Origin of the sequence: Vibrio sp. A2-1 (assembly GCF_021728355.1) — a bacterium.
Classification (GTDB): Bacteria; Pseudomonadota; Gammaproteobacteria; order Enterobacterales; family Vibrionaceae; genus Vibrio; species Vibrio splendidus_K.
Window position 1 is genome coordinate 262,707 of sequence record NZ_JAKKCO010000001.1, and the last position, 26,125, is coordinate 288,831.

The following is a 26,125-nucleotide window of genomic DNA, read 5'->3' on the forward strand; positions in this document are numbered from 1 at the left end:
ATAAAGCGATTTGAGAAGCTGATGTTGAGACCTAAAAAAGCCCTGACATATAGTCAAGGCTTAGGTTTTCGATAATAGGGGATATGATTTAGTTTATCCACACACTGAACAATTAGGCATCTTCATTAAATTCATTTCGCGCCAACTGTGGGACATGGCATCGAGAATTAAAAGCTTGCCTTGTTTTGGTTGTCCAAACTTAGCAATAACCTTGATAGCTTCCAAAGCTTGAGCCGCGCCCACCATACCAACAACAGGCGCCATCACACCAGCTTCAACACAGCTTAGAGCAGCGTTGCCAAATAGGGCACTTAAGCACTGGTAGCACGGTGCATCTGCGTCTTGATAAGTGAACACACTGATCTGACCTTCCATGCGAATCGCTGCACCTGATACAAGTGGCGTTTTAGAGGCGTGACACAAGCGGTTGAGTTGATTGCGCGTTTCAACGTTGTCACTGGCATCAAGAACAAGCGAGTGTGTTTCAATCAACTTGCCAAGTGCTTGGTCATCAAGCCTGTGGTCAACAGTTTCAATCGTCAGGTGAGGGTTCAGTGCCTGTAACGATTCAGCGGCTGAATCCACCTTCTTTTTACCAATATCAGCATCGGTGTGAAGCACTTGTCGCTGTAAATTTGAAAGTTCGACAACATCATCGTCGATCAGTGTCAGCTTACCAATACCGGCAGTCGCTAGATATTGAGCAGAGGCGCAACCCAAGCCGCCGGCACCCAGTACCAAGATTGAGCTCTGTTTCAGCGCTTCTTGGCCTTCAAAATCAAACTGTTTAAGAATGATTTGACGGTTATAGCGAAGCATCTCTGCGTCAGACAGTATTTCCATCATCAAGCCTCGTTAGTAAAGCGTTGAGTTAAACAGTTGAATCTGAACCGTTTCACCGACTTCAACACGGCCACGTTCACGCTCTAGAACCACAAAGCAGTTTGCTAAGCTCATTGAGCGGAAAGCGCCTGAACTTTGGTTGCCTGTTGTTTCTACAACAAATTGACCGTTTTCAATCGAGTAAATACCACGTTGGTAATCAGTACGACCTGGGCCTTTTTTGAATGCAGATTTAGTAATAGCAGGGATCGACTCTGGTGCCGTCCATGCGGTGTGACCTGAAAGTTTAGCCAGCATAGGTTGAACCAACACGTACATGGTCATCATCGCTGATACAGGGTTACCCGGTAAGCCACAGAACCACGCGTTATCTAATTCACCAAATGCGAACGGTTTGCCCGGTTTGATTGCCAGTTTCCAAAAGCCGATTTGGCCGATCTCTTCCAAAATGTCTTTGGTGTAATCCGCCTCACCAACACTTACGCCACCGGAAGTCACGACAACGTCTGCTATTTGCTGTGCTTTCTCGAACGTTTCTTTAAGCGTTGCAGGGCAATCTGGGATGATACCCAAGTCGATAGCTTCACAACCAAAGGCTTCGATTAATGGTTTAATACCGTAACGGTTACTGTCGTAGATCTGACCGTCTTCAAGAGGTTGGCCTAATGGTTTTAGTTCATCGCCAGTAGAGAAGAAAGCGACTTTAGGCTTATGTAACACTGTCACGTGGCTCACACCCAGTGAAGCAATCATTGGAATGTCACGAGGTGTTAAACGCTCACCGCGACTAAGAACGATATCGCCTTGTTTGATGTCGTCACCAGTAGGGCGAATGTTATTGTTCAGCTTTATGTTGTCTTGTTGAATCTCAATACCAGCCTCAGTTTCGGCCGTATTTTCTTGCATGATGACGGCGTCACAACCTTCAGGGATCTTTGCGCCAGTCATAATGCGAATACAGGTATTGCTTGGCCATTCACCTTCGAACGGTTGGCCTGCAAAAGATTTGCCTGCTAATGGTAGTACTTTACCGTTTTCTAGATCTGCTAAGCGCAATGCATAGCCATCCATTGCTGAGTTATCAAAAGGAGGTACGAAAATAGGGGAAAGAATATCTTCAGCAAGGACATAACCTAATGCTTCAGCAAGAGGTAGAGATAAAGTCGTTTGGATTGGTTTAATTGGTGATAGCAGCTTATCTAGTGCTTCTTCAATTGGCATTAAGCCCGGAGCGTCGCAACAGCCCATAATTGAAATCCTTTGGTCGTTATTATTTTGATTTAGTGGTTGGCAATGGTGGTTTAATAATTATCAAATCACGGTTGTTCGCCAACGAAATTGCAGCCACTTTAGCATAGTTTAAGCCCCGTAAATAATGACCTCCCTTAAAATATGGGTGTATTTATTCAAAATTCCGAGTATCCTTGTTTGCCATCCAGAAGGGGCAATAAAAGAGGAAGTTCAATGTCAGGTCTTAGCGAATCAGCGAAGTTGGTTAAAGATGCGCTAGCAAGCCGCGGATTAGAGACACCAATGCGTCCTAACCAGGTTAGCCGAGAAGAGAAAAAGGAACGAATCGAACACCATATGCGTGAGATTCTCACTCTCCTTGAACTTGATCTTGCAGATGACAGTCTGGAAGAAACACCACAACGTATTGCGAAAATGTATGTGGATGAGATTTTCTCTGGTTTGGATTACGCCAATTTCCCTAAAATCACCGTGATCGAAAACAAGATGGGTGTTCGTGAGATGGTACGAGTAAAAGACATTACCGTAACCAGCACATGTGAGCATCACTTAGTCACCATTGATGGTAAAACCGCAGTAGCTTACATTCCTCAAGGTAAGATCATTGGTCTTTCGAAGATCAACCGAATCGTTCGTTTCTTTGCTCAGCGTCCACAAGTTCAAGAGCGCATGACACAGCAAATCCTTGTAGCATTGCAAACGCTACTAGAAACGGATGATGTTGCTGTCACCATGGATGCGGTTCACTACTGCGTAAAATCTCGTGGTGTTATGGACGCAACCAGCGAAACGACAACAACTGCACTGGGTGGTATCTTCAGATCAAACCCAGCAACGCGGCATGAGTTCTTACACGGCCTGCGTTAGAACTAAACCTATTAAGAACAAAAAAACGGAGCATTATGCTCCGTTTTTATTGGTTGCTTCATAAGCCTACAGATTGACTATTTTCTTAAATTCTTCTTCTGAGTATTTCTTCTCTGTGCTTTTAGTCAAATCTGTAATCATTTTGTATCTAAGCTCAGTTGCCATATCTAAGGTACGCTTAAGCTGTCCGTATGAGTAGTCGGCAGCCATGTTCAGAGCCGCTTGTTTATCTACTTTATACATGTCTGTTAACGTTTTATCTAAGTGTGCGACCTGCTTGTATAGTTGAGTTTCTTCTTTGTCCCAAGTTGCTTTTAGTATTGGTAAATACTTATCTGAATTTGTAGAAGCGAGGGCGGTTAAGCTACGGAACTGCCAATAAGCAGAGTCATCGCTGTAGTTATCATCGCCTACTTGGTACGCTTTTGGGTAATCTTGTAGGGTTGAGTATAACGGCACTAAAACAGATTCTGGTAACACGCCGAAGCTTTGCCAAATAATACCTTGAAGCTCTTCTGGCATCTCAGGGCGAAGCTGAATAATATGCGACTCTAGTTGACGCTCAACTCTAATTGGTCGTTTCGATTTTCCTTCCAAAACCGTGTCTTTATAAGTCGCGCTAAGTACTTCCGCCACATCTTCAACTGAGATTTTTGTATCTGGCTTCACAAACAAAGGGTATTGCGTCATGCGACTTTGTTGATGCAGCGAAGGTGTCAGCATTTTTTGGCCTAGCCATTCACGATCGATATTATACTCATCACCAATAACTCCGAATGCTTTAGCAAAATTGAAAGATTTTTTATCTGCGTTATCAAGCAGTTTGTGCTGTTCTACAAACTCGAATATGTCTTTTGAATGCAGTACCTCTTTGTTTGCTAAGTTCACATCATGTACACGCAAGCCATTTGCAATCATGGCGTAGCTGTCATCTGGCACTTTTACAGCAATCCAATGGTGACCTGAACCAATTTCAAATAACCACGCCTCATTGGTGTCTGCAATATAGAGACTGTTACCTTCACCAGCACCATAGGTTTCGATGTAATGACCGAGTAACTCTACGGCTTGTTTTGCGTTTTCTGCCTGAGGAAGGATTAGCGTAGGTATAATGGCTTCGATTACGCCATTGTCGATTAAAGGATCTACCTTGGCGACTTTGTCGTTTATTTCTGCGCTGGTTGTTGCTGAAATGGCAACGTTGTGTTCATTAATCCCACGTTCTTCATAGAACTTTCCATCGCGATTAACGGTATCCGCATCCCAGTCTGGTATCGCAGAGTAAGCAAAGAAGTGCTTTGGCATTGGAACAATTAATCCGTTACCTAACTGCCAGTCACCTTCTTGGTTATCTTGCGCAGGTCGAAACTTTAGGTATTTGTTCCAGTTGTTAATGCCAAAATCTTCATTACGAGCAATCATAATGCTACCGTCGCTCGAGGCTCCTTTGCCAACAATAAGCCCAGTACAAGCTATCGCATTACTGCTTAGAGCGACAGCTACTGCAGTTGCAAGAAAGGATACAGACCATATTTTCATTTTAATTCTCCGCTTATAAAACAAGATAATTTAAAGTTAACGTTAGTTGTATTTGCAGGTTTTTTATTATCATTTTATAAAAGTCAGTGTACTTATCATCATAGGAAAAAATGCTTCCGCTCGTCACATAAATGATCATTTTCATTTGAGAATAATTATCTGAAAAATATGCACTTTTTGAATAAATTGATAAGTTACATTTGTAAAATAACCTTGCCATATACGTAGCTTTAATTCGTCGTTTTATGGGAAGTATCATTATCACAACAAAACTTTGTTCGTTTCTAACGTATGGTTTTTGGATTGCAATCGGATAAACAACGATGCTGAAGCGCAGGATCTTGTGGGGGCTTTTTTGTACTTGTAATGAAGTGTCGTCATTCCCTAAAGTGAGGAACGAGCGTAATAGGGAATCTGCATTTTCGATGTGGGTTGGTTGGAACGGAAATTAGATGCGCTCTACAGAATCTATAAAGCGCAAATTTGGGTAAAGCCGCTGGTGGAATGCTTAAGTAAGATTAAACAAACGCTTAAAGTGGTGAACAAAACCGGACGGCTTATTCTCAGTTTGATAGAGGTTCAAACCATCATAAAAACTGGCCATAAACTCAACGCGAATCTCATCATCACTGCTTCTCGATATGCGAGACAACAGCGTAGCGGCTACAGCAGCATGATCATTGGCAAGGCTGTAATCCATTCCTAGTCGTCCTTGAATGAACAACCACAAATGCGTCACTAATTTTAACTGCTGGGCGTTAGAGTTTTGAAACTTGTCGCTGTACTCAGTGCCCACTGTATTATCGAATACATTTTGCATCGCCTCATTCGCTTCTTTATTGCTTTCAAAGCGATAGCTTGCATCGATATGTACCTTGGTTAACAGACCAAGCAACGTCTGACGTGCAGAGTTATCAGGCTTATTCTCACAAGCATGTCTGAAAAGAGCATGGTTTTCATCAATAAATGATGATAGCTCTTTCTCGTAGCCTGTTGAGAGCGCTTTTACTGAATCGAGACCAGCGAGCTGCAAACACGCTTCGAGCTTAGTTTGGCGCTGAGGTTCAGTCTGAGTTTGGATCTCAGTCATTACTCTGTAGCTCTTCCCACGTTACTTCTGCAGATTGCGTGTCGCTGTTTACGAACGCAGAGTTACCCGACAGCATTACTGAAAGGTCCATAGTACGTTGTGTCATCGCTGCTAGTTGCTCAATACCATCGTTGTCTAGACGAACGATCTGAGCTTTCAGGTAACCGAACTTACCTTTGTTTTGTTCCCACCAAACATTCGATTTAGTGTTGAAGCTGAACACGCTCACAGACTTAGATAAGCGAGTCGCTTTCTTAACGCGTTCTGGATCGGGTTCGCCAACATCAATCCACTCTAAGATTTGGTCATCTAACGACTTCTGCCATAAATCGGGTTCTTCAATGCTAGACAACCCTTTAGTGAACTCAAGTTCAGGAGATGCATTGATACAGAAAGCAATAATACGAGCCATCATGCGCTGTTCTGTTTCAGAAGGGTGTTGTGCAACCGTTAGATTAAAAGAGTCGTAATAGTCGCGATTCATATCGGTTAAAGAGATACGAAACTTATAGATTGTCGGTTTAAGAGCCATTGATAGGGTGTCTTAGGTAGAAATAGTGAGGGGGAATATTACCTTAAATCTCTGAATAGCGGGTAAAAAAATAGCCAGCAGAGGCTGGCTATTTTTAGAAAGCTTTAAAATACTAAATTAAAGTACTTTGATGCTGTCAGCTTGTGGGCCTTTTTGACCTTGAGATACAGTGAACTCAACTTGTTGGCCTTCAGCAAGAGTTTTGAAACCGTCGCCTGTGATTGCAGAGAAGTGTGCGAATACGTCTGGGCCGTTTTCTTGCTCGATGAAGCCGAAGCCTTTAGTTTCGTTGAACCATTTTACTTTACCAGTAACTGTGTTAGACATGATGATATCCTAAAATTAAATTTTTATTATGAGCCAATTGTGGCACTGATAGCGTGGAAAAGTTTATTGCTATTGCGTACAACACAACGGGGTTACTAGTAATCCAACGAAATGTTTATATACAAAGAACTTTCTTTCTAGCCGAGATGAAGTCTAAATCAAATCAGGGGATAGTCAATCGAATCCATAGTGAAAGGTTGCAGAAACTTGGGGGTAGTCAAACTTTGCATTCCTTAAATATCATGGAGTTACAGTTGTATGGTGATTTGTTGTCGTTTTTGTGAAAATGGTGGTCGAAATTGATGACAAATTTGGAGTGAATGCACTGTTTTGGCACGTTAATTTTTCCAAGTTTAGAAGTTGCTAGTTGGAGCTTAGCCCCACTTTTAACGGCTTATATTTATAACTGTCGTTGTAAAGAAAATGTCTTTACTTGAACGAGAACTAGACTACTTTTTCAAGCGGTACAGGTTGCCATTATCGGTACTGAAAAAGATGTCGCCGCTTGGTGAAGTTTCGATGTCTCTTATCCTTTCGCCTAAGTCTTCTAAAATACGCTCTTCCTTGATTGCCTCACCTTGTTCATTGACTGTCACAATATTAATGTGAGTAAGCTTAAGTGCGCCAGCCAGCAACTTTCCTTTTAACTCTGGGTATTTATCGCCTTGGTAAACAATCAAGCTCCCCGGAGCGATTGAAGGAACGTAGACTTTTTTAGGCGCTTCAATACCATCTTTGGTTTCAGACTCGCCAACGTTAATTGGGCCCCAATACTCTTTTCCGTGTGATGTGACTGGCCATCCATAGTTGCCGCCTGCTTTTATTAGGTTGATTTCATCACCACCGCGCGGGCCGTGTTCAATCGACCAAAGTTTTTGAGTCGGGGCATCATAGAACAACCCTTGTGGATTACGATGGCCATAGCTCCAAATCTCATTGAGTACTTTGTTGTTATCAGTAAATGGGTTGTCGCTTGGTGTGCTTCCATCGGCATTTAATCGCAATATTGAGCCAGCATGAGTCATGGTGTCTTGGCCGTTGTCCCTGTCACCACGATCGCCGATTGAAAAATACAGGTGGTTCTCATCAAAGGTGATACGGCTACCAAAGTGACGCCCTGTGTCCGTTCTGGATTTCGACACAAACACGTCTGTCCAATTAGTGATTTCATTATTACTGTAATTAGCAGAAGCCAGTGTCGTTACACCTTCACCATCGACGTCTTTACTATAAGTGACGTAGAACCTTCCGTTTTCAAAAGGGGAGAGTGCGATATCCAATAATCCACCTTGGCCTTTCGCCCAAACATTTGGCAGCCTGAACAATGTGTTTTGATCGCCGGTCTTTAAATCAATGTGTTTAATGACGCCTGATTTTTCTGTTACTAGCATGGAGTTGTCGTTGATATAAGCCAACCCCCAAGGTATCACGAGTCCGTCGGTGAGCTTTTCTGCCTGCCACGCAAAGGCTGACGTTATAGGAGCAAGGGCAAGCAACGCCAAAGCACATGGGAAAATACGGTGATGAGTGTTCATTGAAGTCTCTTGATTATGAGCGTCTAGTGTTAGTCTAGCGCCTGTGGTCGATAGGCGGAAAGTTGAGGTTACTGAAAAGTGACTATTCACATATTTAGTTGAACGTCTATTGTATGATTATACAAGCTCACGTATGTTTACTGTGCCTTTCTCTATTTGATCCAGTCGGAGCATTATGAACAACTCGCCAGCAGCGTTTCCACTATTCTCTCTGTTTTTATGTTGTGAGTTAGATACGCACGTTTTTTCTTCGAACGGACGTATTAAACGATGAGTCGTCGATTTGATTTTAAATCGATCTTACTTGCGTGTTTGGTCATCAGTATCGGTCAGCTCAGTATGGGTCTTGTGTTCCCATCACTACCTTGGATCGCCAAAGACTTCGATGTATCACTAGAGCAAGCTCAGCTTTTGGTGAGCGTGTACCTATTAGGTTTTGGGCCTTCCCAGTTTATTTATGGTCCTATTTCCGATGCTCTCGGGCGCAAGAAAGTACTGCTGAGCGGATTACTAATCGCCATGCTGGGACTATTGATGATCATTTTCTTCAGCCATTCGTTTACCAATATGGTTATGGGGCGATTTCTGCAAGGCCTAGGAACCGGCTGTTGCGCTGTACTTGCTCGCGCTTCGACGCGCGATAGATTCAACGGTGCAGACTTGCCTTTGGCGATGTCTTATATTGCAATGGTTGCGTCTATAACACCTTTGATCGCGCCTGTTATCGGTGGGTTTATTAACTTCCACTTTGGCTGGAGTATGGTGTTTATCTCACTACTTGGCTATGTCTCATTGGCTTGGGTGGTATTGGCGTTCAAGTTTAAGGAAACCGTCACTCAGGTTTCAGCTATCCCTTCACCGAAGAAAATGGTTTCTCAATATAAAGAGTTACTTACTTCTCGTTATTTTATGAGCTTTGCGAGTATCGGTTGGCTTAACTTTAGCTTGATGATCACCACCGTATCAGTGATGCCATTTATCATGCAAAACCAGATTGGCATGACGTCAGATGAATACGCGATGTGGGCGGTGATTCCTGCATTAGGCATGCTGGGCGGAACAAGCTTATGTAACCGTATTCGCCCTATGCTGGGCAACAAGAAAACTCTGTTATGCACACCTGTATTACATGTTGCTGCGGCGTTATGGCTTTTCTTTTGTCCACTTGAGCCACTGTATTTAATGCTTGGCCAGTTCTTGATGATTCTTGGCAATGGTATTGCGTTACCTTGTGCTCAGGCCTTGGTGATGTTGCCTTATAAGAAGAACGCTGGCGCGGCTGCTGCGATGTCCGGCGGAGGGCAGATGGTGGTGTCTTCAATGGTGAGTATGGGGCTAGTTCAATTAGGGCTAGGAGAAGCGTGGCATCTATCGCTTGTCATCATGTTGTTCACACTGATTACCCTGTTTAATATTTTACGTGGTTTCAGTAGCCAAGAAGCGAGACAGTCCCAGCTTAGCTAGTTATTTAATTATTTATTATTTAGCTAGCTAGCGAGTGAAAAACGAAAAGGCCATTGAAGTTTATGATTTCAATGGCCTTTATTATGCTTAGAGCTTAGAGCTTAGAGCTTAGAGCTTAGAGCTTAGAGCTTAGAGCTTAGAGTTTATCGCTTGGACTTAAACTGAAATGCCCGAACTATTCACAGACGACTGCAACCTTCTCACTTGCTGCAGTATTGGCTGGAACTGGATGATCGATCAGTCGGATAGGGGACTCATACAAAGCCGATAGCGCTTGTTCATCAAGCAACTTATCCGCGCTGCCTTCGAACGCAATCTGACCTTTTTTCAGGGCGACAATATGCGTCGCGTAACGAAGCGCTAGGTTCAAATCGTGCAAAATAACGATAACCCCGACGTTTTCCTTTTTGTTGAGTTCAGACAACAAACCCATAAGCTGGAATTGATGATGAACATCTAATGCAGAGGTCGGTTCATCAAGGATCAATACCGGTGACTGCTGAGCTAGTAACATAGAGACCCATGCTCGTTGACGTTCTCCTCCAGACAAATCATCCGCCAAAGCTTGAGAGAATTTAGTGACACCTGTTCTTTCCATCGCTTGTTGGATAATCGATTTGTCTTCTGAATTCCAACGACCTAGTGCGCCTCTCCATGGGAAACGCCCTAAACGAACCAGCTCTTCTACGGTTAAGCCTGCAGAAGCAGGAAGCTTTTGCGGTAAATAAGCAATCTTCTTTGCTAACTCTTTGCTTTTGAATGAAGAAAGGGAAGCACCGTCTAGTTCCACGCTACCATGATCCGGAGACATTTGCCCTGAGAGCAAATTAACGAGTGTAGATTTACCCGAACCATTATGGCCAAGAACGACGGTCAGTTCGTTGGTCGGAATCGTGAGGTCTTCGATTGAGAGAATCGTTCGTTCATCACGAACAATTTTGATGTTTGAAAGCTGAAACATGTCAGTCCTGTGCCTAGGCCAATAAAGCGCTTCAGTGAAATTAAACGAGCTTTATTGGCTTTTAAAAATAGAGGGTGTTATTGAGCTGTTTTTTTGTTGTCGGGGTGTCTTGGGCAATCGTCGCAGTACTTTCTTGAATCACACTTATAAACCAAACAGCAGCTGATTCTGATCAGTTTTAGCATCCCCGAATCGGCGTCTATTTTAAGGCTGTCTAAATGATTTTCAGGTAACTGGCATGCTTCTAACCAAAGCTTAGCTTGTTCAGTGATATAATCGTTGGTTAGGCTCGGTTCGTGCTGCTGTAGTTTTATCAAGCTGCCTAGTAATAGATCAGCAAGTAGATGATTGGTAAACCCCGGACGAATACGTGTCCATTCACTAATCTGGCTACGATAAAACTCTGTTAGTGCAAGAATAGCTTCGCCCGCTTGTGGAATCAGTTCTTCTGGTGAGCCGTGTTCATGATCACCATTAAAGAAACGGTAGCCTGTGACAAATTCTTTGTACCTAAACTGGCCGATATTCTTAATATCAGGCAGTGAGTGAAGGCCGTAGATAGATATAAAGGTCACGTAGATTGGTTGCCAGCAAACCAGATCCCACGTTCGGGTTAACCAATAGGCTTTGCCTGCTTCAGGGTGGCTCTGCGCAAGGCCATCGTAAACGCGTTTGATTTCTTTATGGCTATCATCATTCGTTATTGCAATGCTCTTGCTATGCAGAGCACCAAAGCTTCCACTTAAATAAGGTGTCACTTGTTTTGAGTGAGCGAAGATTTTCTGATGTAGAGACGGGGCTCTCCGACGAGTGATAATATTGTGCAGCTGGGAAAGCATCATAAACCATTAAATGAGAATCAGTAGCGTTATCATAACGGACATAATCGAGGATAACCATACAAAATGGAGCATCTACTCGGTGCCTCTGTCTTTTGGTCATTTTATAGAACACACATGAGTGCTTCTTTTTTTGAGTGATAAAAGCCGTTTTAAATGATAAAAGTATTGGTGAATCGAATATGTCGCTGCCAACTATAGAGAATATGAAAGCTTAAATATGAACACACCTGCATTTGGTCGTATCAGTCGCGTTTTGACCTATATCCATTCGAACCTTAGCTCCTCGCTATCGTTAGAAGATATTGCGACACAAAGCTGTTGGTCTCGTTGGCAGCTTCAGAGAGTGTTTCAAGCCGAAACAGGGCTTACTGTGGCTAACTATGTGAGAGAGCTAAAGTTAAGCCAAGCTGCAGAACACCTGCTTGATGGAAAAGAGCGCGTGATAGATATTGCTCTTGGGCTCGGGTTCAATTCAGAAATAAGCTTTAGCCGCTCGTTTAAGCAGATGTTTGGGTCTAGCCCAAGTCAGTATAGAAAAGTAGGCAAAAGAGTTGGGCTAAGAAAGCCGATACAAGTATCTGAAACAGCGAGTACTTCTGAAAAAGGGGCGTTAAGCTTTGTGGAAGTGCGCATTGATGAAAGAGAGTCTTTCCTAGTGAAAGGCATGACATCAGAAATCAGTGGTTTGTTTTCACTCACGCAAGACTTCGCTCAGAAAGTCCCTCAGCTATGGTCACGTTTAGAAGGTGAAGTTGAGATCCCTGACGACAACGTGCTCCAGTTCATTGGCGTGGTTGACCTGACTCAGTCTTGCTTTGACGGGACGAATATTCACTATTGGGCAGGGGTAGAACTTCAGGAAGGAATTTCAATCCCGCAATTACCGAGTATTATCTCTGAAAGATTAGAGGTACTGACGGTTCCTAAGCAAACTTATGCTGTAGTGAAGCACTGTGGTCCAATTGAGAATTTACGACACACCTTGAGTTGGTTTGTGCTGAATTGGATGCCAAGTTCAGGTTATCGTGGCGTCGATGGATATGAGCTTGAAGTGTACCCGTTTGCCTATCAAGCACATGCCTCTGACGCTGAAATGGAGTACTGGGTTCCTATTATGAAATCGTAGTCATATTCCCGCTCACTCTCTTCTAGCAAAGCCTTCCTATCAATAGGGTCAATTGTCTTTTTAATCATCAATTGACCGTTTTCGACTAAAAATAGGTCAAGTTCTTTTTGAATTTGCACCAAATTGTTAATTATCCCACATCTAGATACATACAATGCAAATGAGATTTATTATTATTTATATTAAGCATTGGTACCGAGGGAATTATGACCACTCACACTCGTTTTAAGTATTCATCATTGGCAGTAGCGTTACTGACTGCGTTTTCAGCGCAAGCATTGGCGGAAGAAACCGTTACTGCGGCAGATTCGAATGTAGAAACTATTACTGTTATGGGTAAAGCCTATCGTAATACAGCAACGAAAACCGTTTTAGATCCAGAAGAAACCCCACAGACTCTCAACGTTATCGAAAGTGAACAGATGGAACAACGTGGTGTTAAGTCTGTTATGCAAGCTCTTCGTTATGCTCCAGGTGTTTCAACTGAGAACAAAGGTGGTGCAGTGGTTCTTAGTGATTGGGTTAAAATTCGTGGCTTTGAGTCTTCAAATAACTATTACGACGGAATGATGTTGCCAATTCTTCCTGGCTGGAATGTAAAACCTCAAATTGATCCAATTGCGATGGAGCGTTTAGAAATCTTTAAAGGTCCAACGTCTGTTCTTTATGGAAGTATGCCACCAGGAGGCATGGTAAATATCATTGCGAAAGCTCCTAAGTTCGAAGAATCTACGAAAATTGGTTTAGCAACGGGTTTAGATAACCTAGTTGAAGCATCAATTGATACCACGGGCGCTTTGAGTGACAACGTTGCTTATCGTTTGGTCGCTCTTGGTCGTAAAAAAGATACGCAAGTTGACGGTGTAGAGGAAGAGCGCTATGTAATTGCGCCTTCAATTGATTGGTATGTGTCTGATAAAACCTTTATTAACTTCAATCTCTATTATCAGAATGATCCCGCACTAGGTCAAAACGTGACACTCCCATTAGCCGCGATTGAATCAGGTAAAATCTCACCGTCGACATTTGCTGGTGATGTTAATTACAACACTATTGAAAGAGATTTCTTGATTACTGGTTACAAATTCAATCATGACTTCAACTCTAACTGGGCTTTCTTACAAAACTTCCGCTATATGCAGGCTGATTTCTATCAAGAAAGTACGAGCAGTGGCAATTTTGATGCATCAACTGGAGAGTTGGAACGCTCGGCATATAGTACTGATGAAAGCTCTAAGGGCATCAGTGTTGATAACCAACTATCGGGTTTAGTGTCCACTGGCTCATTGGATCATTATCTACTCTTTGGTTTAGATTATCGAAACATTGAAGGTGATGTAGCTTACGACGCTTTTGCAGATGTTGATGGAATTAACCTTTATAACCCAAATAACGATAAGCTGAACCCGGACGATTTCACAAAAGTGTATTATCAAAATGACGACATTGAAATGAGTCAACTTGGTCTTTACTTCCAAGATCAGATGTTGATTGATAATTGGGTGTTCATTGCTGGTGGTCGTTTTGACAAAGTCGAAACAACGACAAAAGTATCAGTATTTGGTGGCACTCCAAGTAAAACTAAAACCGATGATACTAACTTTTCGTACCGCTTAGGTGCTCTATACAAATTTGATAATGGTTTATCCCCATTCGCAAATTTTGCGACTAGTTTCGAACCTAGTGCAAAGCTGGATGCTAGCGGCAATAACTTGGATCCAGAGACAGGAGAGCAAGTAGAGTTTGGTCTTAAATATGACTCATACGAAAACATGTTGTCAGGCTCCATGGCTCTGTTTCAAGTTAAGAAAAAAAATGTGGGCGTTCGTCCTGACGGAGCTTCGCCGTGGACAGCTGTTGGCGAGATTCGCTCGCAAGGTATTGAGTTAGAGGGACGTGCTCAAGTAACTGATAACTTAGACTTGTTGGCCAACTATACGTATACCGACATGGAAATTACTGAAGATAAAGACGCTTCAAACATTGGACAGACACCTGTTTTCGTACCAGATCATACTGCAAATGTTTGGGCTAATTACTTTGTACGTGACGGTGTCATGAATGGCCTTAGAGTTGGTGGCGGCGTACGTTATGTGGGTGAAACAGTACTAAACGACACGTCAGATAAAAACAAAGGCAAAGTTCCATCATATACGTTAGTTGACTTGTCACTTGGTTATGACTTAGGTGAGATGAACAGTTCTTTAAAGAATGCGACAGCTAACATTGTTGCCAACAATATCTTCAATGAAGAATATTACACTTGCTGGAATGAGAGCTACTGTTGGTACGGACAAGAGCAAACCGTTGAATTCAATGTCAACTATGAATTCTAATTAGGTTAGGGTTATTAATTTTAAAGCAGCCTTCACTGGGCTGCTTTTGTCGTTTGAAGAAATATAGAATTTAGATTGAGTAGGCAACAGTATGAATTTACAACGAATCGCTTCCCATTTTTCTAAAGCAAAGAGCTTGAATACAAATCTGGTAGTAACCGTATTAGCGAGCGCTTTATCGTTTAATGCGATGGCCAACTTTCAAGTTGAAGACAGTGAGGGTGTTAAAACCCTTGAAGCACAACCGGCTAGAGTGGCTGCGCTGAACTGGGACATAGCCGAACAAGTGATTGAACTCGGTGTAGCACCAGTAGCAGTACCTGATATTGCAGGTTATACCGATTGGGTTGTTCAACCTGCTATTCCAGAAGGCGTGGCGGACATTGGCACTCGAACTGAGCCTAATTTCTCTGCTTTGAAGAAGCTAAACCCTGATGTGATTCTTATCGCTTCTCCTCAGAAAGATCTTCAGGAACGACTTTCTGAAATTGCGCCCGTGCTTTACTACCAAACATACAGTGACCAGCACAGCAATGCAGCGGCTGCTATCGAGAACTTCAAGAAGATCGGACAGTTGCTTGGTAAAGAAGAACAAGCGAACCAAAAGCTGGCCGTAATGGATGAGCGTATCGCGGTTTTAAAAGCTGAGTTAGACAAAGCGTATCCGGGCGATAAACCGAAAGTCACTTCTTTCCGTTTTGCGAGCACCACATCGGTGTTCATTTACGGCGATAACTCTATTCCACAATACGCACTTGAACAGCTAGGCTTTGACAATGCGATGGATCTTCCTGCAAGTCAGTGGGGCATCAGTCAAAAACGCATGACCGAGCTTAAGAACGTGAAGAACGGTATTGCGCTTTACTTTGAACCTTTCCCATATCAAGACAAGCTAGACCGTTCTCCGGTTTGGAAGAGCATGCCTTTCGTTCGCAAGGGTCATTTTAGCCCAGTCGCGGCAAGTTGGAGTTACGGCGGTGCAATGTCGATTTTGTATAACGCAGAAGCCATGGCGAAATCGCTATTGACGGTAGCGGAGCAGTAATGAAATCCAGTGGTTTTATGATGGGGGCTGCGCTGTTTTGCGCTGCCCTTGTTCATTTGTGGTTAGGGCAGTCGGAATTTGGCCCTATTAGTGAGTTGCTCCAGCAAGTCTCACAGATCAGTGATATCACTACGTTCAACTCAATGGTCGATGATTCATTCGAGTTGATGGCGTTAGCCTATGTCAATTTACCTCGCTTGGTGATCGCGATCTTGGTCGGCGGAACACTTGGTACTATCGGTAGTTTGTTCCAACAGTTAACGCAAAACCGCATGATGTCTCCGCTTACACTCGGTACATCATCAGGCGCTTGGCTTGGTCTGGTTATTCTGAATGTGGTTGCGCCGATGTTGGTCGCTCAGTATTCAGTTTGGTTTGCTCTAATTGGTGCGCTGCTTGCGATGGGGCTGATTGTTTTGATTGTCGGAATCAAAAACATGAGCGGTTTGCCAATTGTATTGGCGGGTATGGCGGTCAACTTGTTGCTAGGGGCATTTGCGACAGCGATTATTCTGCTCAACGATCAGTACGCACAAAATCTGTTTGTGTGGGGAGCGGGCGACCTAGGACAGAATGGTTGGGAACAAGTGCTTTGGTTGATGCCTAAGCTGTTGCCGATTTTTGCCATATTCTTCTTAGCTCCGCGAGTTCTGACTTTGCTTTCCATCGGCACAGAAGGGGCAGCAGCGCGCGGGCTCAATATTGGCAACACATTCTTTGTATTGATGGTGGTTGGCGTTTGGTTGGTTTCAGTATCGATTACCTCAGTGGGCGTGATCAGCTTTATCGGTTTGATTGCTCCGAACATTGCTAGACATCTAGGTTTTCTAAAGACGAAATCTGAACTCATCGCAAGCTGTGTATTAGGTGCGTTACTGCTGTGTGTCACTGACAGCTTGGCGATTTTCTTGGCGCAATGGTCTTTGGACATGATTCCAACAGGAACGGCAACTGCTGTGGTTGGTGCTCCTGCGTTGATTATTATTGCGAGAAAGCAATTATCGGCTCAAGATCAGCTGTTTTTCTCGATGCCTAAAGGTCCAAAGTCTATTTCACCTGTGGCTTACTTCTTGTTGGGGACGATGATCTTGGGGCTGTTGGCGTTGAGTACATTGTCTCAGCCTTCTTCTGATATGGGCTACTTTGTTATTCCAGACGCATTTGAATGGTCTATTCGTTGGCCGAGAATGTTAACCGCGATATTCGCTGGTGGCGGCTTAGCGGTGGCGGGTGTGATTTTACAAAGATTGGTCTACAACCCGCTCGCAAGCCCAGATATTCTTGGTGTGTCGGCGGGTGCAGTTCTGGCGTTGATTTTCAGTAGCTTATTCATGGGCTATTCGATTCACTCGCTAAGCCCGTGGGTTGCGTTTCTGGGCAGTGCGATTGCACTCTGTTTGTTATTGTTCCTTGGTAAGAAGCATCAGTTCGCGCCATCGATTTTGATCCTCACTGGTATCTCGCTGACCGCGGTATTGGAAGCTTTGGTGCAATTCTCTCTAACGCGAGTGGGTGAGGGGAAATACACTTTATTGGCTTGGTTAGCAGGGTCTACCTATCGTGTTGAACCTGAGTCAGCAATGATTATGGCCATAGTGATAACGGCTTGTATTGGTGTGGCTCTGCTGTTGAGTCGTTGGGTGACCTTAATTGCGACGGGACGTCAGTTCGCGAGTGCCAGAGGGTTGAATATCAATATCGCCTACGTGGCATTGTTGTGTATTGTTGCGATCTTATGTTCGGTCGTGACAACCACCATGGGACCAGTCGCGTTTGTCGGCTTGTTGGCTCCGCATATTGCGGCAATGGTGGGTGCGCGTTTGGTTAAAGAACAGATCATCTTGTCGTTTTTAATTGGTGCTGCACTCATGTTATTTGCTGACTGGTTAGGGCAAGTGGTGGTGTTTCCGGCGCAGCTTGCGGCAGGGACGTTAGTTTCCATTATTGGTGGCAGCTACTTCATCTTCTTGTTACTGAAATCTCGAAGAACATAGGTTCTCCCAAAACTGAGAGTCCTTGATTATCAAAGCTACTGGTATTCAAAGCTACGAATAAAAAGCAGTGAATGGAGCGATCCATCACTGCTTTTTTATTGATGTCGTTTGTGTAAAGGGGCGGTGTTAAGCAACACAGGTCTCGCTTCTTAATGTGCAAGTTTGGCATATGTTAATAAAATGTATAATCTAAAGGTCTGACCACTTATAGGTAGCCACCATGCCAAACCTCGATCGTATTACTTGTTCTATCGATGAAAACCAAATTGCGACGGTTGTGTTGAATCGACCCGATAAGCTCAATGCTATTGATATGGCGATGTTTGAAGCTGTTAATGACATGATAAGTGAGCTCAAGAAGAACAGAGATATTCGAGCTGTTATTGTTAAAGGCAGTGGTTCAGATTTTTGTTCTGGTTTAGATGTTAAATCGTTATTGAACAGTAAAGTTGGGGCGATGAAGCTTTTGTTCAAATGGTTACCGACATTACCTAATGCTGCGCAGCATTTTTCGCTTGGTTGGCGAGAGATCCCATGTCCTGTCATTTTTGTGATTCATGGTCGTTGTTGGGGAGGCGGCCTTCAATTAGCCAGTGGTGGTGATTTTAGGATGGCCAGTCCAGACGCGACTTTCTCGATACTGGAAGCCAAATGGGGTTTGATTCCTGACATGGGAGGCGCCATCGCATTTCGAGAGTTAATGCGTAAAGATCACACCTTAGAAATGGCGATGACCGCTAAAGTGATCGACTGTGAAACAGCGAAAGACTATGGGCTGGTAACCAAGATTGCCGAAGACCCTTACGCTGAAGCTTATGCGTTGGCACTTGAATGTGCGAATCGGTCGCCAGATGTCGTCGCAGCTAATAAGAAACTTTACAACAAGACTTGGTGGTCAAGCCCTGGCATGGCCGTATTTTACGAGACCTGGTATCAGATAAAGGTAGGGTTAGGTAAGAACAGAGCAATTGCTGCTCAACGTGAAATTCATCGAGACAAGCCACGTTCATACGTCGCGAGAAAGTTCAAATAGCGTTTGTACAGGAATAACGGATATTCCATTTGTTTATGGGGCTTTGCGGTAACCTTAGAGCAATTTAATGTCTAAGGCTAAATGAGCAATCTGATGAACAAAACTTTTACTTACTCGCTAGCTGCCACCGCAATTTTTACAAGCTTAAATGCTTTCGCAAGTGGTTTGTTTTTGCAAGAAGCTGTTGTCGCCAATGCCGGTACTACTGGTGCCGGTGATGGTGTTTACACTCGTTCGGCTGCGGCGATGTGGACCAACCCAGCCACCATGTCACACATGGGCGAAAGCAAGACGACCATTAATACTATGGCGTTTGATCTTGAGATGAAATATCAAGATAACGGGGACAAGCAGGATGGTAAAGGCCATTCAGTGTTGCCTTCATTTGGCGCGTTTCATGCACATCAAGTCACCGACAAATTACACCTTGGTATCGCGATTGGTGCTGTCGGTGGTTCAAGCCTTGATTACGGCAGTGAATGGGCGGGTGCTGCACTTCTAGAAGATATCACTCTCACAGCAATGCAAGTGAACCCATCACTAAGCTACCAACTGAATGACCAGTGGTCGGTTGGTGCCGGTATCCAGTTAAGTTGGGCTGCGTTACAACAGTCATCCTCTGTTTTTACAGCAAAGCAAGACACTGACTGGGCTTATGGTTATAACCTAGGTGTAATGTTTACGCCGTCGGATAAATTTAAGTTGGGTGCCAGCTACCGCTCGAAACTAGAACATGAGTTTAAGAATGAGTTAAAAGGCCCATTACCTGGTAGCAATCGTTCTTTATCTACGGATATTGCGTTACCTGAGATTGTCGATGTCAGTGCTAGTTATGCCTTGAACCAACAACTTGACCTATTGGCAAGTATTCAGTTCCATCGTTGGAGCGCGTGGGACGAGACAGTACTAGACTTTGGTGCATCAGTTGGTGGTGACCCTATAGGCGGAATTCCAATCAAGCGTGACTGGGATGATGTTTGGAAATTTGCGGTTGGTGCTGATTATCAATTGAATTCAGACTGGCGTTTAAAAGCGGGCTTCTCTTACGAGACCTCGCCACAAGATGATCCGTCAATGCAATGGGTTGACCTCCCTGTTGGCGAACAGTATCGCTACTCAGTAGGTGCTTCAACGTATTGGGATGATATCTTGATCGACGTGTTCTACGAATACGCGGATTTGGGTTCGGTTGAAATGGATCGTTTAATGGTTGATGGCTCTTTCGATGGCCGTATCCACTTTGTTGGCGTTAGTGCGACCTTCTAATGACATTACGTAATCTATTACTTGTTGCTGTGGCAACGTTCGGATCGATGGATGCTTTGGCTGAAGAGAAGCACCCTGATGATCCGACTAAAATCGTGACAAAAGCTGGCGTTGCTTATAACGAAGATTTGCAGTTTTCAGGCTCTATTGGTTTAGATGAAGCGCGAATGATCAATGCTCGTGTCAATGCCGACGGTGAAGAGTGGCGATTAGGCGGTTCATGGCTGTTGCCTATGGGTATTGTGAACTTCAACTTTAGCCGTTCTGAATATGACAACGATGCTTATAAGAACAACTACAGTATTGGCACATTTATACCACTGAGCTATTTCGATATTGAGCCGTTCGGTTGGCAAATCTTCCCTATGGCTGGTTACAGCTATAATGACGGCGAAGTAGCTGTTTTCGATGACGATAACGTTGGTTCTGACTATGTGTTGATGCCGAGCTCAACACACGGTGGCTACATTGGTGCGTTTGGTTTAAAAACGATTACTGATGAATGGTCGATCATGGGCTTCGGTGGCGGTTCAATGGGGTCTGATGATTATTCAGGGTATTGGGCAGGCGTCGGTGCTAGCTACAAGTTGAGTGATGCTCAATCATTCAACTTCTTCACTATTTTTGCTGAGGATGACTTCGGTGAAAATAACAGTGTTGGCGCTTCTTATACCTATGAGTTCAAATAGCTTTTCTAACATATCGTCTTAGATAAAAAGAACTGAGTGTAGGCCCACTAATTTAGTGAATCTACACTCAGAACTTATCGCTCTTCTATGAGCTTTCTAGTGTTGAGGTCGTGTTAGCAAGCCGCTTCGTAACGTTCAACATAGCTTTGCATTACCGCGTTCATCGCTTTGGTGATATTTGCGTATTGTGCTTCCTCTAGATTCGCGAGAGACACACGCAGAGACCACGTTGGCGCATCAAAACCTGCCCCAGGCATCACAATCACACCATGTTCTTCTGCAAGGCGTACCAAGAAATCAAGCGGCTCATACGTTTCTTCTAACCATGCGAAGAAATCGTTGCTGTGAATCGTTTGAGCAATCTCTTTCAGATCAATCTCCACGTAATAGAATGCACCGGTTTGATCGCCTTCAGCAACGATTGGCGCGGCTAAGTTATTCTGCATTAGAGTGTGGTAGCGACGACGCACAATTTGTTTCGCGAGTCGTTTGTATTCTTCACCATCCTTCATCAAAGACAGTAGCGAGAACATTGTCATCTGAATCTGCTGAGGTGTTGAAAGACCGGCCGTATGGTTCAGTGCTACTGCACGGCTGTCTGCCACTAAACGATCAATGAACTTAATCTTACTCGGCTCAAGTGCAATGCCTTGGTATCTTGCCGTTAGTGTGCCTCTGGTTTCCTCTGGAAGATCAGCAATCATACGGTCGAAGTTGTTGTCTTCATGTACGCCAATCACGCCTAAACGCCAGCCTGTTGCACCAAAGTACTTAGAGTACGAATACACTAGAATCGTGTTCTTCGGAGCCAACATTGCTAATGATGTGAAGTTATCAGCGAAAGTGCCATAAACATCATCAGTAAGAAGGATGAGGTCAGGGCGGCGGTTAGCAACCTCTGCAATCTTATAGAGTGTCTCATCGCTTAATCGAACCGAAGCTGGGTTGCTTGGGTTAACGAGGAAGAAAGCTTTAACACTTGGATCGTTCAGTTTTTCTAACTCAGAGTCTGGAATTTGCCACGCAGACGCTTCATCCGCCATGATTTCTACTTTGTTGAGCGCGTAATCTTCAAGCTCTGGCATTTCAATATACGGAGTGAAAATCGGCGCACCAATCGCGATGGTGTCACCAGGGTTCAATAGTCGGTTACTCTTTAGCGTGTTGAATATGTAAACCATGGCCGCTGTGCCACCCTCAACAGCAAATAGGTCAAACTTCCCAGCAGGTAATGGCTGCGACCCCGCCATTTCTTGCTCAATGTATTTGCGAGCAATGAGTTCCGAATATTTGAGCATGCGATCAGGCACTGGGTAGTTGTTACCTAGAATCCCCTCAACCCATTCATAAATAAGCGCATCACCGTCTACCTGATATTGATCCGTAATAAACTGGAAGGCTTCAATGAGGAATTGCACACCTTCTTGGTCTTCGTATTTCTCACAAAACTGAAGAAAGCGCAGGCTAATATCTTGTTGAACTCCCATTCCACCAAAGCCTTCATACCCTGAGAAATTCGATTTTGATTCTTCTAGTGCAAACATACCTAATTGGAAAAAGGCTTCACGTGGCGCTGTCGCGACCCAGTTTGGGTTACCACGACCAGCGTTGATCATGGTTTTTTCATGTGAATGTTGAGCAAGGTCGATCAGTGTGTTTTTTACTTCGAATGGGCTTAGTGTTTCTAGGCGTTTTTCATCTGTGCGTTTCATAGTCGTTTCTCTTTAAATTTGTTTAAGATCCAAGTTTTTTGGATATATAAATGAGTTAATTTCTTTGAGCAGCTAGCCTGCTTGGCTAGCTACTGTGTTAAATCGTTAATTAATAAGTTGAATCATCAATTGCCTGATTCGGTGTTGATTACGAAATTTTGGTAATGAGGTTGATGATGATCGGACCCCATAAGGTGAGGAAGATATTGGCAACCGCATAAGTCATCGTGAAACTCGGTACTGGTGTGCTGTTTTGTGTTTTTTCTAGTAGCGATGCGAATGCAGGGTTTGCACTGCGGCTACCCGCGATAACCGCTAGCGCTTCTACTGGGTTTTTGATTTTGAGTACGTAGTAGTTGAATAGGAACGTCAGTACTTGAGGAATTAGAGTGACCAACACACCTAGCAGTAAGAGCGTTATGCCATTCTCTTTGATTGCCGTCAGCGCTGGAGCGCCTGCATTAATACCAACAACCGCAACAAATACTGCAAGGCCGAATGTCTGCATAAAGTTGGCTGCGCCGTGGTTAACACTGCCTAAACGAGGTGTACGCATTCTTAGGTAGCCCACAAGTAGGCCGGAAACCAGACAACCTAAACCTGAACCTAGAGCGATATGAGAACCACCGATAGTGAAACCAATCTCGCCAATCAGATAGCCAAGCACCATGCCGAAAGACATTGTTACGAAGTCAGTAACACTAGGCTGTGGGCTGTTGTAACCAATTTTTTTGATGACTTTAGTTATGTCTTCTTTTTGTCCAACTAAGGTGATTTCGTCACCAATGTGCAGTTCAGTTTCTGGCAATGTCGAAATATCATGGCCCATGCGTGATAGCTGAGTGATATAAACACCACGACGAATACGTGCGTTCGTTTCATCGTGAAGCTTACGTAGCGTAATACCCGCTAGTTTCTTATTCGTGAGTACGACCTTCTGTTGTGTTTGGACAACATTGCTTTCTTCACTAAATTCACCGAGTTCGATACCCAATGAGGTCACTTTAGGAAATGCCTGAGTCAGACCAGTAAGGTAAACTTTGTCACCCGCCGCTAAAATAGGGTTCTTCGCCAAATCTAACGTTGATTCTGTGTCTTGGTGTGAGCGGTAAATAGCTTCAATTGTGAGGTCAGCATCGAATGCTTCTTCTAACTCGACAACACTTTTCCCAACAAACATAGAGTTCGCGGTCACTTGATAAGCACGAGAAGATACGCGGTTCAATGCAGAGAATTCACCCTCGTTTAGTTGCTTGCTGCCAGCCCCCATTTTTTCCGCAAGCTTCTTCGCTTCTTTGGTTATGTTCCAACCCATTACCATTGGAATGAGTGACATCATTAGAATCGGACCAAGAGAGCCGAAGATGTAGGTGATTGAGTAACCCACAGCCACGTTTGTTTTAAGTGTTGAGGTGACATCTGGCGCTAGGTTCAGCTGATCGATAGCATTACCTGCAGTACCTATGATTGCCGATTGTGTTAAGCCACCAGCCGCAAGGCCCGCCGCTAAACCTTTATCTAGTCCTGCCCATTTAGAGAGCAATACAACCGTGATTAATCCTACAAACGTCATCACAAACGAAGCGAATAAGCGTGTTAGCGATGAAAGGCGGAATGACGAGAAAAACTGCGGACCGCCGTTGTAACCCACCATAAAAATAAATAAAGCAAAGAAGATGCTTTTTACTTCGTTAGAGATCGCGATACCGCCGATCTGGCCAAGTGCTACAGCAACAAGCAGTGAACCTGCAATTCCACCTAATTCAAACTTACCGATTTTAATTTTACCGATTAAGTAACCGAGACCGAGTGATAAAAAGAGCGCTATAAACGGATAGTCTCTAAGTTGTTCAATAATAAATGACATAGTAATCCTTGAATGAAATAGCATCATCATTGACTTTCTATTTCATTTTTTAATTTGGTTTAACGTTTGATTAAGCATTAATTCATATTTTGTGGAAGAACTGATTTAATGCTTTATTTTTAATAATCTGGACTTTATCCAGTCTTCTACTTTTTATGATGCAGTCGCGATGATTTTTTATGGTCATGAATTTTATCTTTGTGATGTTTATCATGATGACCATCAGAATGGTGATTGACTAAATGCTTATGACCTTCTGGGGCGCCACCATGTTGACCAGAATGAGAAGGTTGATGCTCTCTATATTCTAAATGGTCTTTATTATGTTTATGGGTAACATCTTCTCCATATATACGTTTCATCTTTTCTTTAATAGCGACTTTAGTATGATTAATTTTATTCGACATAGTTAACTCGTTTATTTGTTTAAGGAACGATGAGAATTATATCGATCGAGAAAATAGATAAATCATGTTCAAATAAAATAGCAATAAAACAAAAATTGAGTTTCGATTGATGTTTTCATCATAAGTATTTGATTTTTAAAGTTTGATTTTTATTTTATATAAGATTGGGTGGATGTTATATGAGTTTGATTTATTGGCAGTGTCGATAGGTAGAATGACCAGACTTAAAAAACAAGGTGAACACATGAGTAAGTATAAAGGCGTTATCGTCGGGTCAGCTCTTTTTATATTACTGTCTTTTGTATTTGGTTTTCATTATGTAAAAGGTGAAATGATCAAAGAGAAGGTCGATAATTTTAAATTGCCAGCTATATCTGTAACAACGGAAAAAGTAAACCAAGATACTTGGGATAAAAGTTTAAAAGTCATTGGTAACATTCATTCTAATCAATCTATTGATGTGACGAGCCAAATGTCAGGCCAAGTAAAAGAGATTCTCTTTACTTCAGGTCAGCAAGTAAATAAGGGTGATATTCTTGTTAAATTGGATGATGCGTTATTGAAGTCCAACTATAAGAGTCAGCTATCCAAAGTTGAATTGGTAAAAGTCGAATTGATGAGAAATAAATTGCTCCTTAGAAATAACAGTGTTTCAAAAAATTCGGTTGATAAGCTACAAGCTCAATTTAATGCTGAAGGTGCAAAGTTGGAATATATTGCTACGCAAATTGACTACATGAAAGTGAAAGCGCCATTTTCTGGCAGCGTTGGGATTCGTCATATCGATGTAGGTGATTTTATTAATTCAAGCACAGCAATTGTCGAGCTGGAAGACAAATCAAAGCAGTATGTCGATTTCTCTATTCCAGAGCTTTATTTACACGATGTGAAGGTAGGGCAAGATTTACAGTTTAATTCAGAAGCAACGAACGACGAAGTCTTTCACGGCACTATTTCTGCCATTGAACCGAGCTCAGACAGCAACACGCACAATATCGAATTGAGAGCCATGGCTAACCAAGCCGTGCCGTTAGAGGCGGGTATGTATGTCGACGCTACGTTAATCACATCAGAATCGGACACTATCGTGGCGGTACCTTCTGTTGCGATCAGTTACACCTTATATGGGAACACCGTGTTTGTGTTGGATACGTCGACTAAAAAGGCCAGCGAACATTCGAGCAACGATGCATCACCATTTTACGAGTACAAGGTTGTGCAGCGCACTGTTGAAGTCGGCCCAAAACAAGGCGGTTATGTTGGTGTGGTTTCGGGCTTGAAAGAGGGGGATGTGGTTGTGACTTCAAACCAACACCAACTCAAGAATAGTGGATGGGTTCTGGTTAATAACCAACATCCGCTGATTACTGACAAAAGTACTAAGCAAAGTAACTAGGAA

General features: G+C 43.3%; 22 protein-coding genes. 10 read left to right on the forward strand and 12 right to left on the reverse strand.

Annotation, left to right across the window (positions count from 1 at the left end; all coding sequences use genetic code 11):
• Positions 1-93: 93 nt before the first annotated feature.
• Positions 94-843, reverse strand: coding sequence for a molybdopterin-synthase adenylyltransferase MoeB (moeB, locus tag L3V33_RS01165; RefSeq protein ID WP_146457689.1), 750 nt, complete (start codon positions 841-843; stop codon positions 94-96).
• 12 nt (positions 844-855) lie between these two features.
• Positions 856-2,091 (reverse strand): molybdopterin molybdotransferase MoeA, encoded by a 1,236-nt coding sequence (gene moeA / locus L3V33_RS01170; protein WP_146457668.1) that lies wholly within the window; start codon positions 2,089-2,091, stop codon positions 856-858.
• A 216-nt stretch (positions 2,092-2,307) separates the two neighbouring features.
• Here moeA and folE point away from each other — a divergent pair, with 216 nt between their 5' ends.
• Positions 2,308-2,961 carry a GTP cyclohydrolase I FolE gene (gene folE, locus L3V33_RS01175; RefSeq protein ID WP_004731548.1) on the forward strand — a complete coding sequence of 218 codons (654 nt, stop codon included), beginning with the start codon at positions 2,308-2,310 and terminating at the stop codon, positions 2,959-2,961.
• Between the two features lie 66 nt (positions 2,962-3,027).
• Here the strand turns inward: folE and L3V33_RS01180 are convergent, their stop codons facing one another.
• From L3V33_RS01180 to L3V33_RS01200, 5 genes are all read right to left on the reverse strand, one after another.
• Complete coding sequence (locus tag L3V33_RS01180; protein ID WP_237288776.1) at positions 3,028-4,500, reverse strand: C69 family dipeptidase; 1,473 nt, start codon at positions 4,498-4,500, stop codon at positions 3,028-3,030.
• Positions 4,501-5,008: 508 nt separating this feature from the next.
• Positions 5,009-5,590 carry a hypothetical protein gene (locus L3V33_RS01185; protein WP_171309393.1) on the reverse strand — a complete coding sequence of 194 codons (582 nt, stop codon included), beginning with the start codon at positions 5,588-5,590 and terminating at the stop codon, positions 5,009-5,011.
• Positions 5,583-6,122: a YaeQ family protein gene (locus L3V33_RS01190; RefSeq protein ID WP_004731545.1), complete on the reverse strand. Its 540-nt coding sequence runs from the start codon at positions 6,120-6,122 to the stop codon at positions 5,583-5,585. The genes L3V33_RS01185 and L3V33_RS01190 overlap by 8 nt, the downstream gene beginning before the upstream one ends.
• A 117-nt stretch (positions 6,123-6,239) precedes the next feature.
• Positions 6,240-6,449, reverse strand: a complete 210-nt coding sequence (locus L3V33_RS01195; RefSeq protein WP_004731543.1) for a cold-shock protein — start codon at positions 6,447-6,449, stop codon at positions 6,240-6,242.
• Positions 6,450-6,898: 449 nt separating this feature from the next.
• Entirely contained in the window at positions 6,899-7,984 is a 1,086-nt protein-coding gene (locus L3V33_RS01200; protein WP_237288777.1) for a PQQ-dependent sugar dehydrogenase, read from the reverse strand.
• Between the two features lie 270 nt (positions 7,985-8,254).
• Here L3V33_RS01200 and L3V33_RS01205 point away from each other — a divergent pair, with 270 nt between their 5' ends.
• Positions 8,255-9,448, forward strand: coding sequence for a multidrug effflux MFS transporter (locus L3V33_RS01205; RefSeq protein WP_237288778.1), 1,194 nt, complete (start codon positions 8,255-8,257; stop codon positions 9,446-9,448).
• Positions 9,449-9,623: 175 nt separating this feature from the next.
• Here the strand turns inward: L3V33_RS01205 and L3V33_RS01210 are convergent, their stop codons facing one another.
• Both L3V33_RS01210 and L3V33_RS01215 read right to left on the reverse strand, forming a co-directional pair.
• On the reverse strand, positions 9,624-10,409 hold the full coding sequence (locus L3V33_RS01210; RefSeq protein WP_237288779.1) for an ABC transporter ATP-binding protein: 786 nt from the start codon (positions 10,407-10,409) through the stop codon (positions 9,624-9,626).
• Between the two features lie 77 nt (positions 10,410-10,486).
• On the reverse strand, positions 10,487-11,248 hold the full coding sequence (locus tag L3V33_RS01215) for a siderophore ferric iron reductase (protein WP_171309409.1): 762 nt from the start codon (positions 11,246-11,248) through the stop codon (positions 10,487-10,489).
• 220 nt (positions 11,249-11,468) lie between these two features.
• Between L3V33_RS01215 and L3V33_RS01220 the strand changes: the two genes are divergently transcribed.
• The 7 genes from L3V33_RS01220 (at position 11,469) to L3V33_RS01250 (ending at position 20,740) form a co-directional block, all read left to right on the forward strand.
• A complete protein-coding gene (locus L3V33_RS01220) occupies positions 11,469-12,377 on the forward strand; it encodes an AraC family transcriptional regulator (protein WP_237288780.1) in 909 nt (302 codons plus the stop codon).
• A gap of 206 nt (positions 12,378-12,583) precedes the next feature.
• A complete protein-coding gene (locus L3V33_RS01225) occupies positions 12,584-14,713 on the forward strand; it encodes a TonB-dependent siderophore receptor (protein ID WP_102441443.1) in 2,130 nt (709 codons plus the stop codon).
• Between the two features lie 91 nt (positions 14,714-14,804).
• A complete protein-coding gene (locus tag L3V33_RS01230; protein WP_237288781.1) occupies positions 14,805-15,758 on the forward strand; it encodes an iron-siderophore ABC transporter substrate-binding protein in 954 nt (317 codons plus the stop codon).
• Positions 15,758-17,752, forward strand: coding sequence for a Fe(3+)-hydroxamate ABC transporter permease FhuB (gene fhuB / locus L3V33_RS01235; RefSeq protein WP_237288782.1), 1,995 nt, complete (start codon positions 15,758-15,760; stop codon positions 17,750-17,752). Before L3V33_RS01230 ends, fhuB begins: the two co-directional genes overlap by 1 nt.
• Positions 17,753-17,972: 220 nt before the next feature.
• Positions 17,973-18,785, forward strand: coding sequence for a crotonase/enoyl-CoA hydratase family protein (locus tag L3V33_RS01240; RefSeq protein ID WP_237288783.1), 813 nt, complete (start codon positions 17,973-17,975; stop codon positions 18,783-18,785).
• 93 nt (positions 18,786-18,878) lie between these two features.
• On the forward strand, positions 18,879-20,051 hold the full coding sequence (locus tag L3V33_RS01245) for an outer membrane protein transport protein (protein ID WP_237288784.1): 1,173 nt from the start codon (positions 18,879-18,881) through the stop codon (positions 20,049-20,051).
• Positions 20,051-20,740, forward strand: coding sequence for a hypothetical protein (locus L3V33_RS01250; protein ID WP_114635146.1), 690 nt, complete (start codon positions 20,051-20,053; stop codon positions 20,738-20,740). Before L3V33_RS01245 ends, L3V33_RS01250 begins: the two co-directional genes overlap by 1 nt.
• 113 nt (positions 20,741-20,853) lie before the next feature.
• Here L3V33_RS01250 and L3V33_RS01255 read toward each other — a convergent pair whose 3' ends face one another.
• From L3V33_RS01255 to L3V33_RS01265, 3 genes are all read right to left on the reverse strand, one after another.
• On the reverse strand, positions 20,854-22,452 hold the full coding sequence (locus tag L3V33_RS01255) for a bifunctional aspartate transaminase/aspartate 4-decarboxylase (RefSeq protein ID WP_171317243.1): 1,599 nt from the start codon (positions 22,450-22,452) through the stop codon (positions 20,854-20,856).
• Positions 22,453-22,600: 148 nt separating this feature from the next.
• Positions 22,601-24,319, reverse strand: coding sequence for an aspartate-alanine antiporter (aspT, locus tag L3V33_RS01260; RefSeq protein ID WP_237288785.1), 1,719 nt, complete (start codon positions 24,317-24,319; stop codon positions 22,601-22,603).
• A gap of 146 nt (positions 24,320-24,465) precedes the next feature.
• A complete protein-coding gene (locus L3V33_RS01265) occupies positions 24,466-24,726 on the reverse strand; it encodes a hypothetical protein (RefSeq protein WP_102441451.1) in 261 nt (86 codons plus the stop codon).
• Between the two features lie 172 nt (positions 24,727-24,898).
• On the opposite strand from L3V33_RS01265, the gene L3V33_RS01270 reads away from it, so the two are divergent.
• A complete protein-coding gene (locus tag L3V33_RS01270) occupies positions 24,899-26,122 on the forward strand; it encodes an efflux RND transporter periplasmic adaptor subunit (RefSeq protein ID WP_346730216.1) in 1,224 nt (407 codons plus the stop codon).
• The last annotated feature ends 3 nt before the right edge of the window (positions 26,123-26,125 follow it).

Coding starts and splice junctions, on each gene's coding strand:
- moeB (WP_146457689.1), bottom strand. CDS start 843: ATGGAAATACTGTCTGACGCAGAGATGCTTCGCTATAACCGTCAAATC.
- moeA (WP_146457668.1), bottom strand. CDS start 2,091: ATGGGCTGTTGCGACGCTCCGGGCTTAATGCCAATTGAAGAAGCACTA.
- folE (WP_004731548.1), top strand. CDS start 2,308: ATGTCAGGTCTTAGCGAATCAGCGAAGTTGGTTAAAGATGCGCTAGCA.
- L3V33_RS01180 (WP_237288776.1), bottom strand. CDS start 4,500: ATGAAAATATGGTCTGTATCCTTTCTTGCAACTGCAGTAGCTGTCGCT.
- L3V33_RS01185 (WP_171309393.1), bottom strand. CDS start 5,590: ATGACTGAGATCCAAACTCAGACTGAACCTCAGCGCCAAACTAAGCTC.
- L3V33_RS01190 (WP_004731545.1), bottom strand. CDS start 6,122: ATGGCTCTTAAACCGACAATCTATAAGTTTCGTATCTCTTTAACCGAT.
- L3V33_RS01195 (WP_004731543.1), bottom strand. CDS start 6,449: ATGTCTAACACAGTTACTGGTAAAGTAAAATGGTTCAACGAAACTAAA.
- L3V33_RS01200 (WP_237288777.1), bottom strand. CDS start 7,984: ATGAACACTCATCACCGTATTTTCCCATGTGCTTTGGCGTTGCTTGCC.
- L3V33_RS01205 (WP_237288778.1), top strand. CDS start 8,255: ATGAGTCGTCGATTTGATTTTAAATCGATCTTACTTGCGTGTTTGGTC.
- L3V33_RS01210 (WP_237288779.1), bottom strand. CDS start 10,409: ATGTTTCAGCTTTCAAACATCAAAATTGTTCGTGATGAACGAACGATT.
- L3V33_RS01215 (WP_171309409.1), bottom strand. CDS start 11,248: ATGCTTTCCCAGCTGCACAATATTATCACTCGTCGGAGAGCCCCGTCT.
- L3V33_RS01220 (WP_237288780.1), top strand. CDS start 11,469: ATGAACACACCTGCATTTGGTCGTATCAGTCGCGTTTTGACCTATATC.
- L3V33_RS01225 (WP_102441443.1), top strand. CDS start 12,584: ATGACCACTCACACTCGTTTTAAGTATTCATCATTGGCAGTAGCGTTA.
- L3V33_RS01230 (WP_237288781.1), top strand. CDS start 14,805: ATGAATTTACAACGAATCGCTTCCCATTTTTCTAAAGCAAAGAGCTTG.
- fhuB (WP_237288782.1), top strand. CDS start 15,758: ATGAAATCCAGTGGTTTTATGATGGGGGCTGCGCTGTTTTGCGCTGCC.
- L3V33_RS01240 (WP_237288783.1), top strand. CDS start 17,973: ATGCCAAACCTCGATCGTATTACTTGTTCTATCGATGAAAACCAAATT.
- L3V33_RS01245 (WP_237288784.1), top strand. CDS start 18,879: ATGAACAAAACTTTTACTTACTCGCTAGCTGCCACCGCAATTTTTACA.
- L3V33_RS01250 (WP_114635146.1), top strand. CDS start 20,051: ATGACATTACGTAATCTATTACTTGTTGCTGTGGCAACGTTCGGATCG.
- L3V33_RS01255 (WP_171317243.1), bottom strand. CDS start 22,452: ATGAAACGCACAGATGAAAAACGCCTAGAAACACTAAGCCCATTCGAA.
- aspT (WP_237288785.1), bottom strand. CDS start 24,319: ATGTCATTTATTATTGAACAACTTAGAGACTATCCGTTTATAGCGCTC.
- L3V33_RS01265 (WP_102441451.1), bottom strand. CDS start 24,726: ATGTCGAATAAAATTAATCATACTAAAGTCGCTATTAAAGAAAAGATG.
- L3V33_RS01270 (WP_346730216.1), top strand. CDS start 24,899: ATGTTATATGAGTTTGATTTATTGGCAGTGTCGATAGGTAGAATGACC.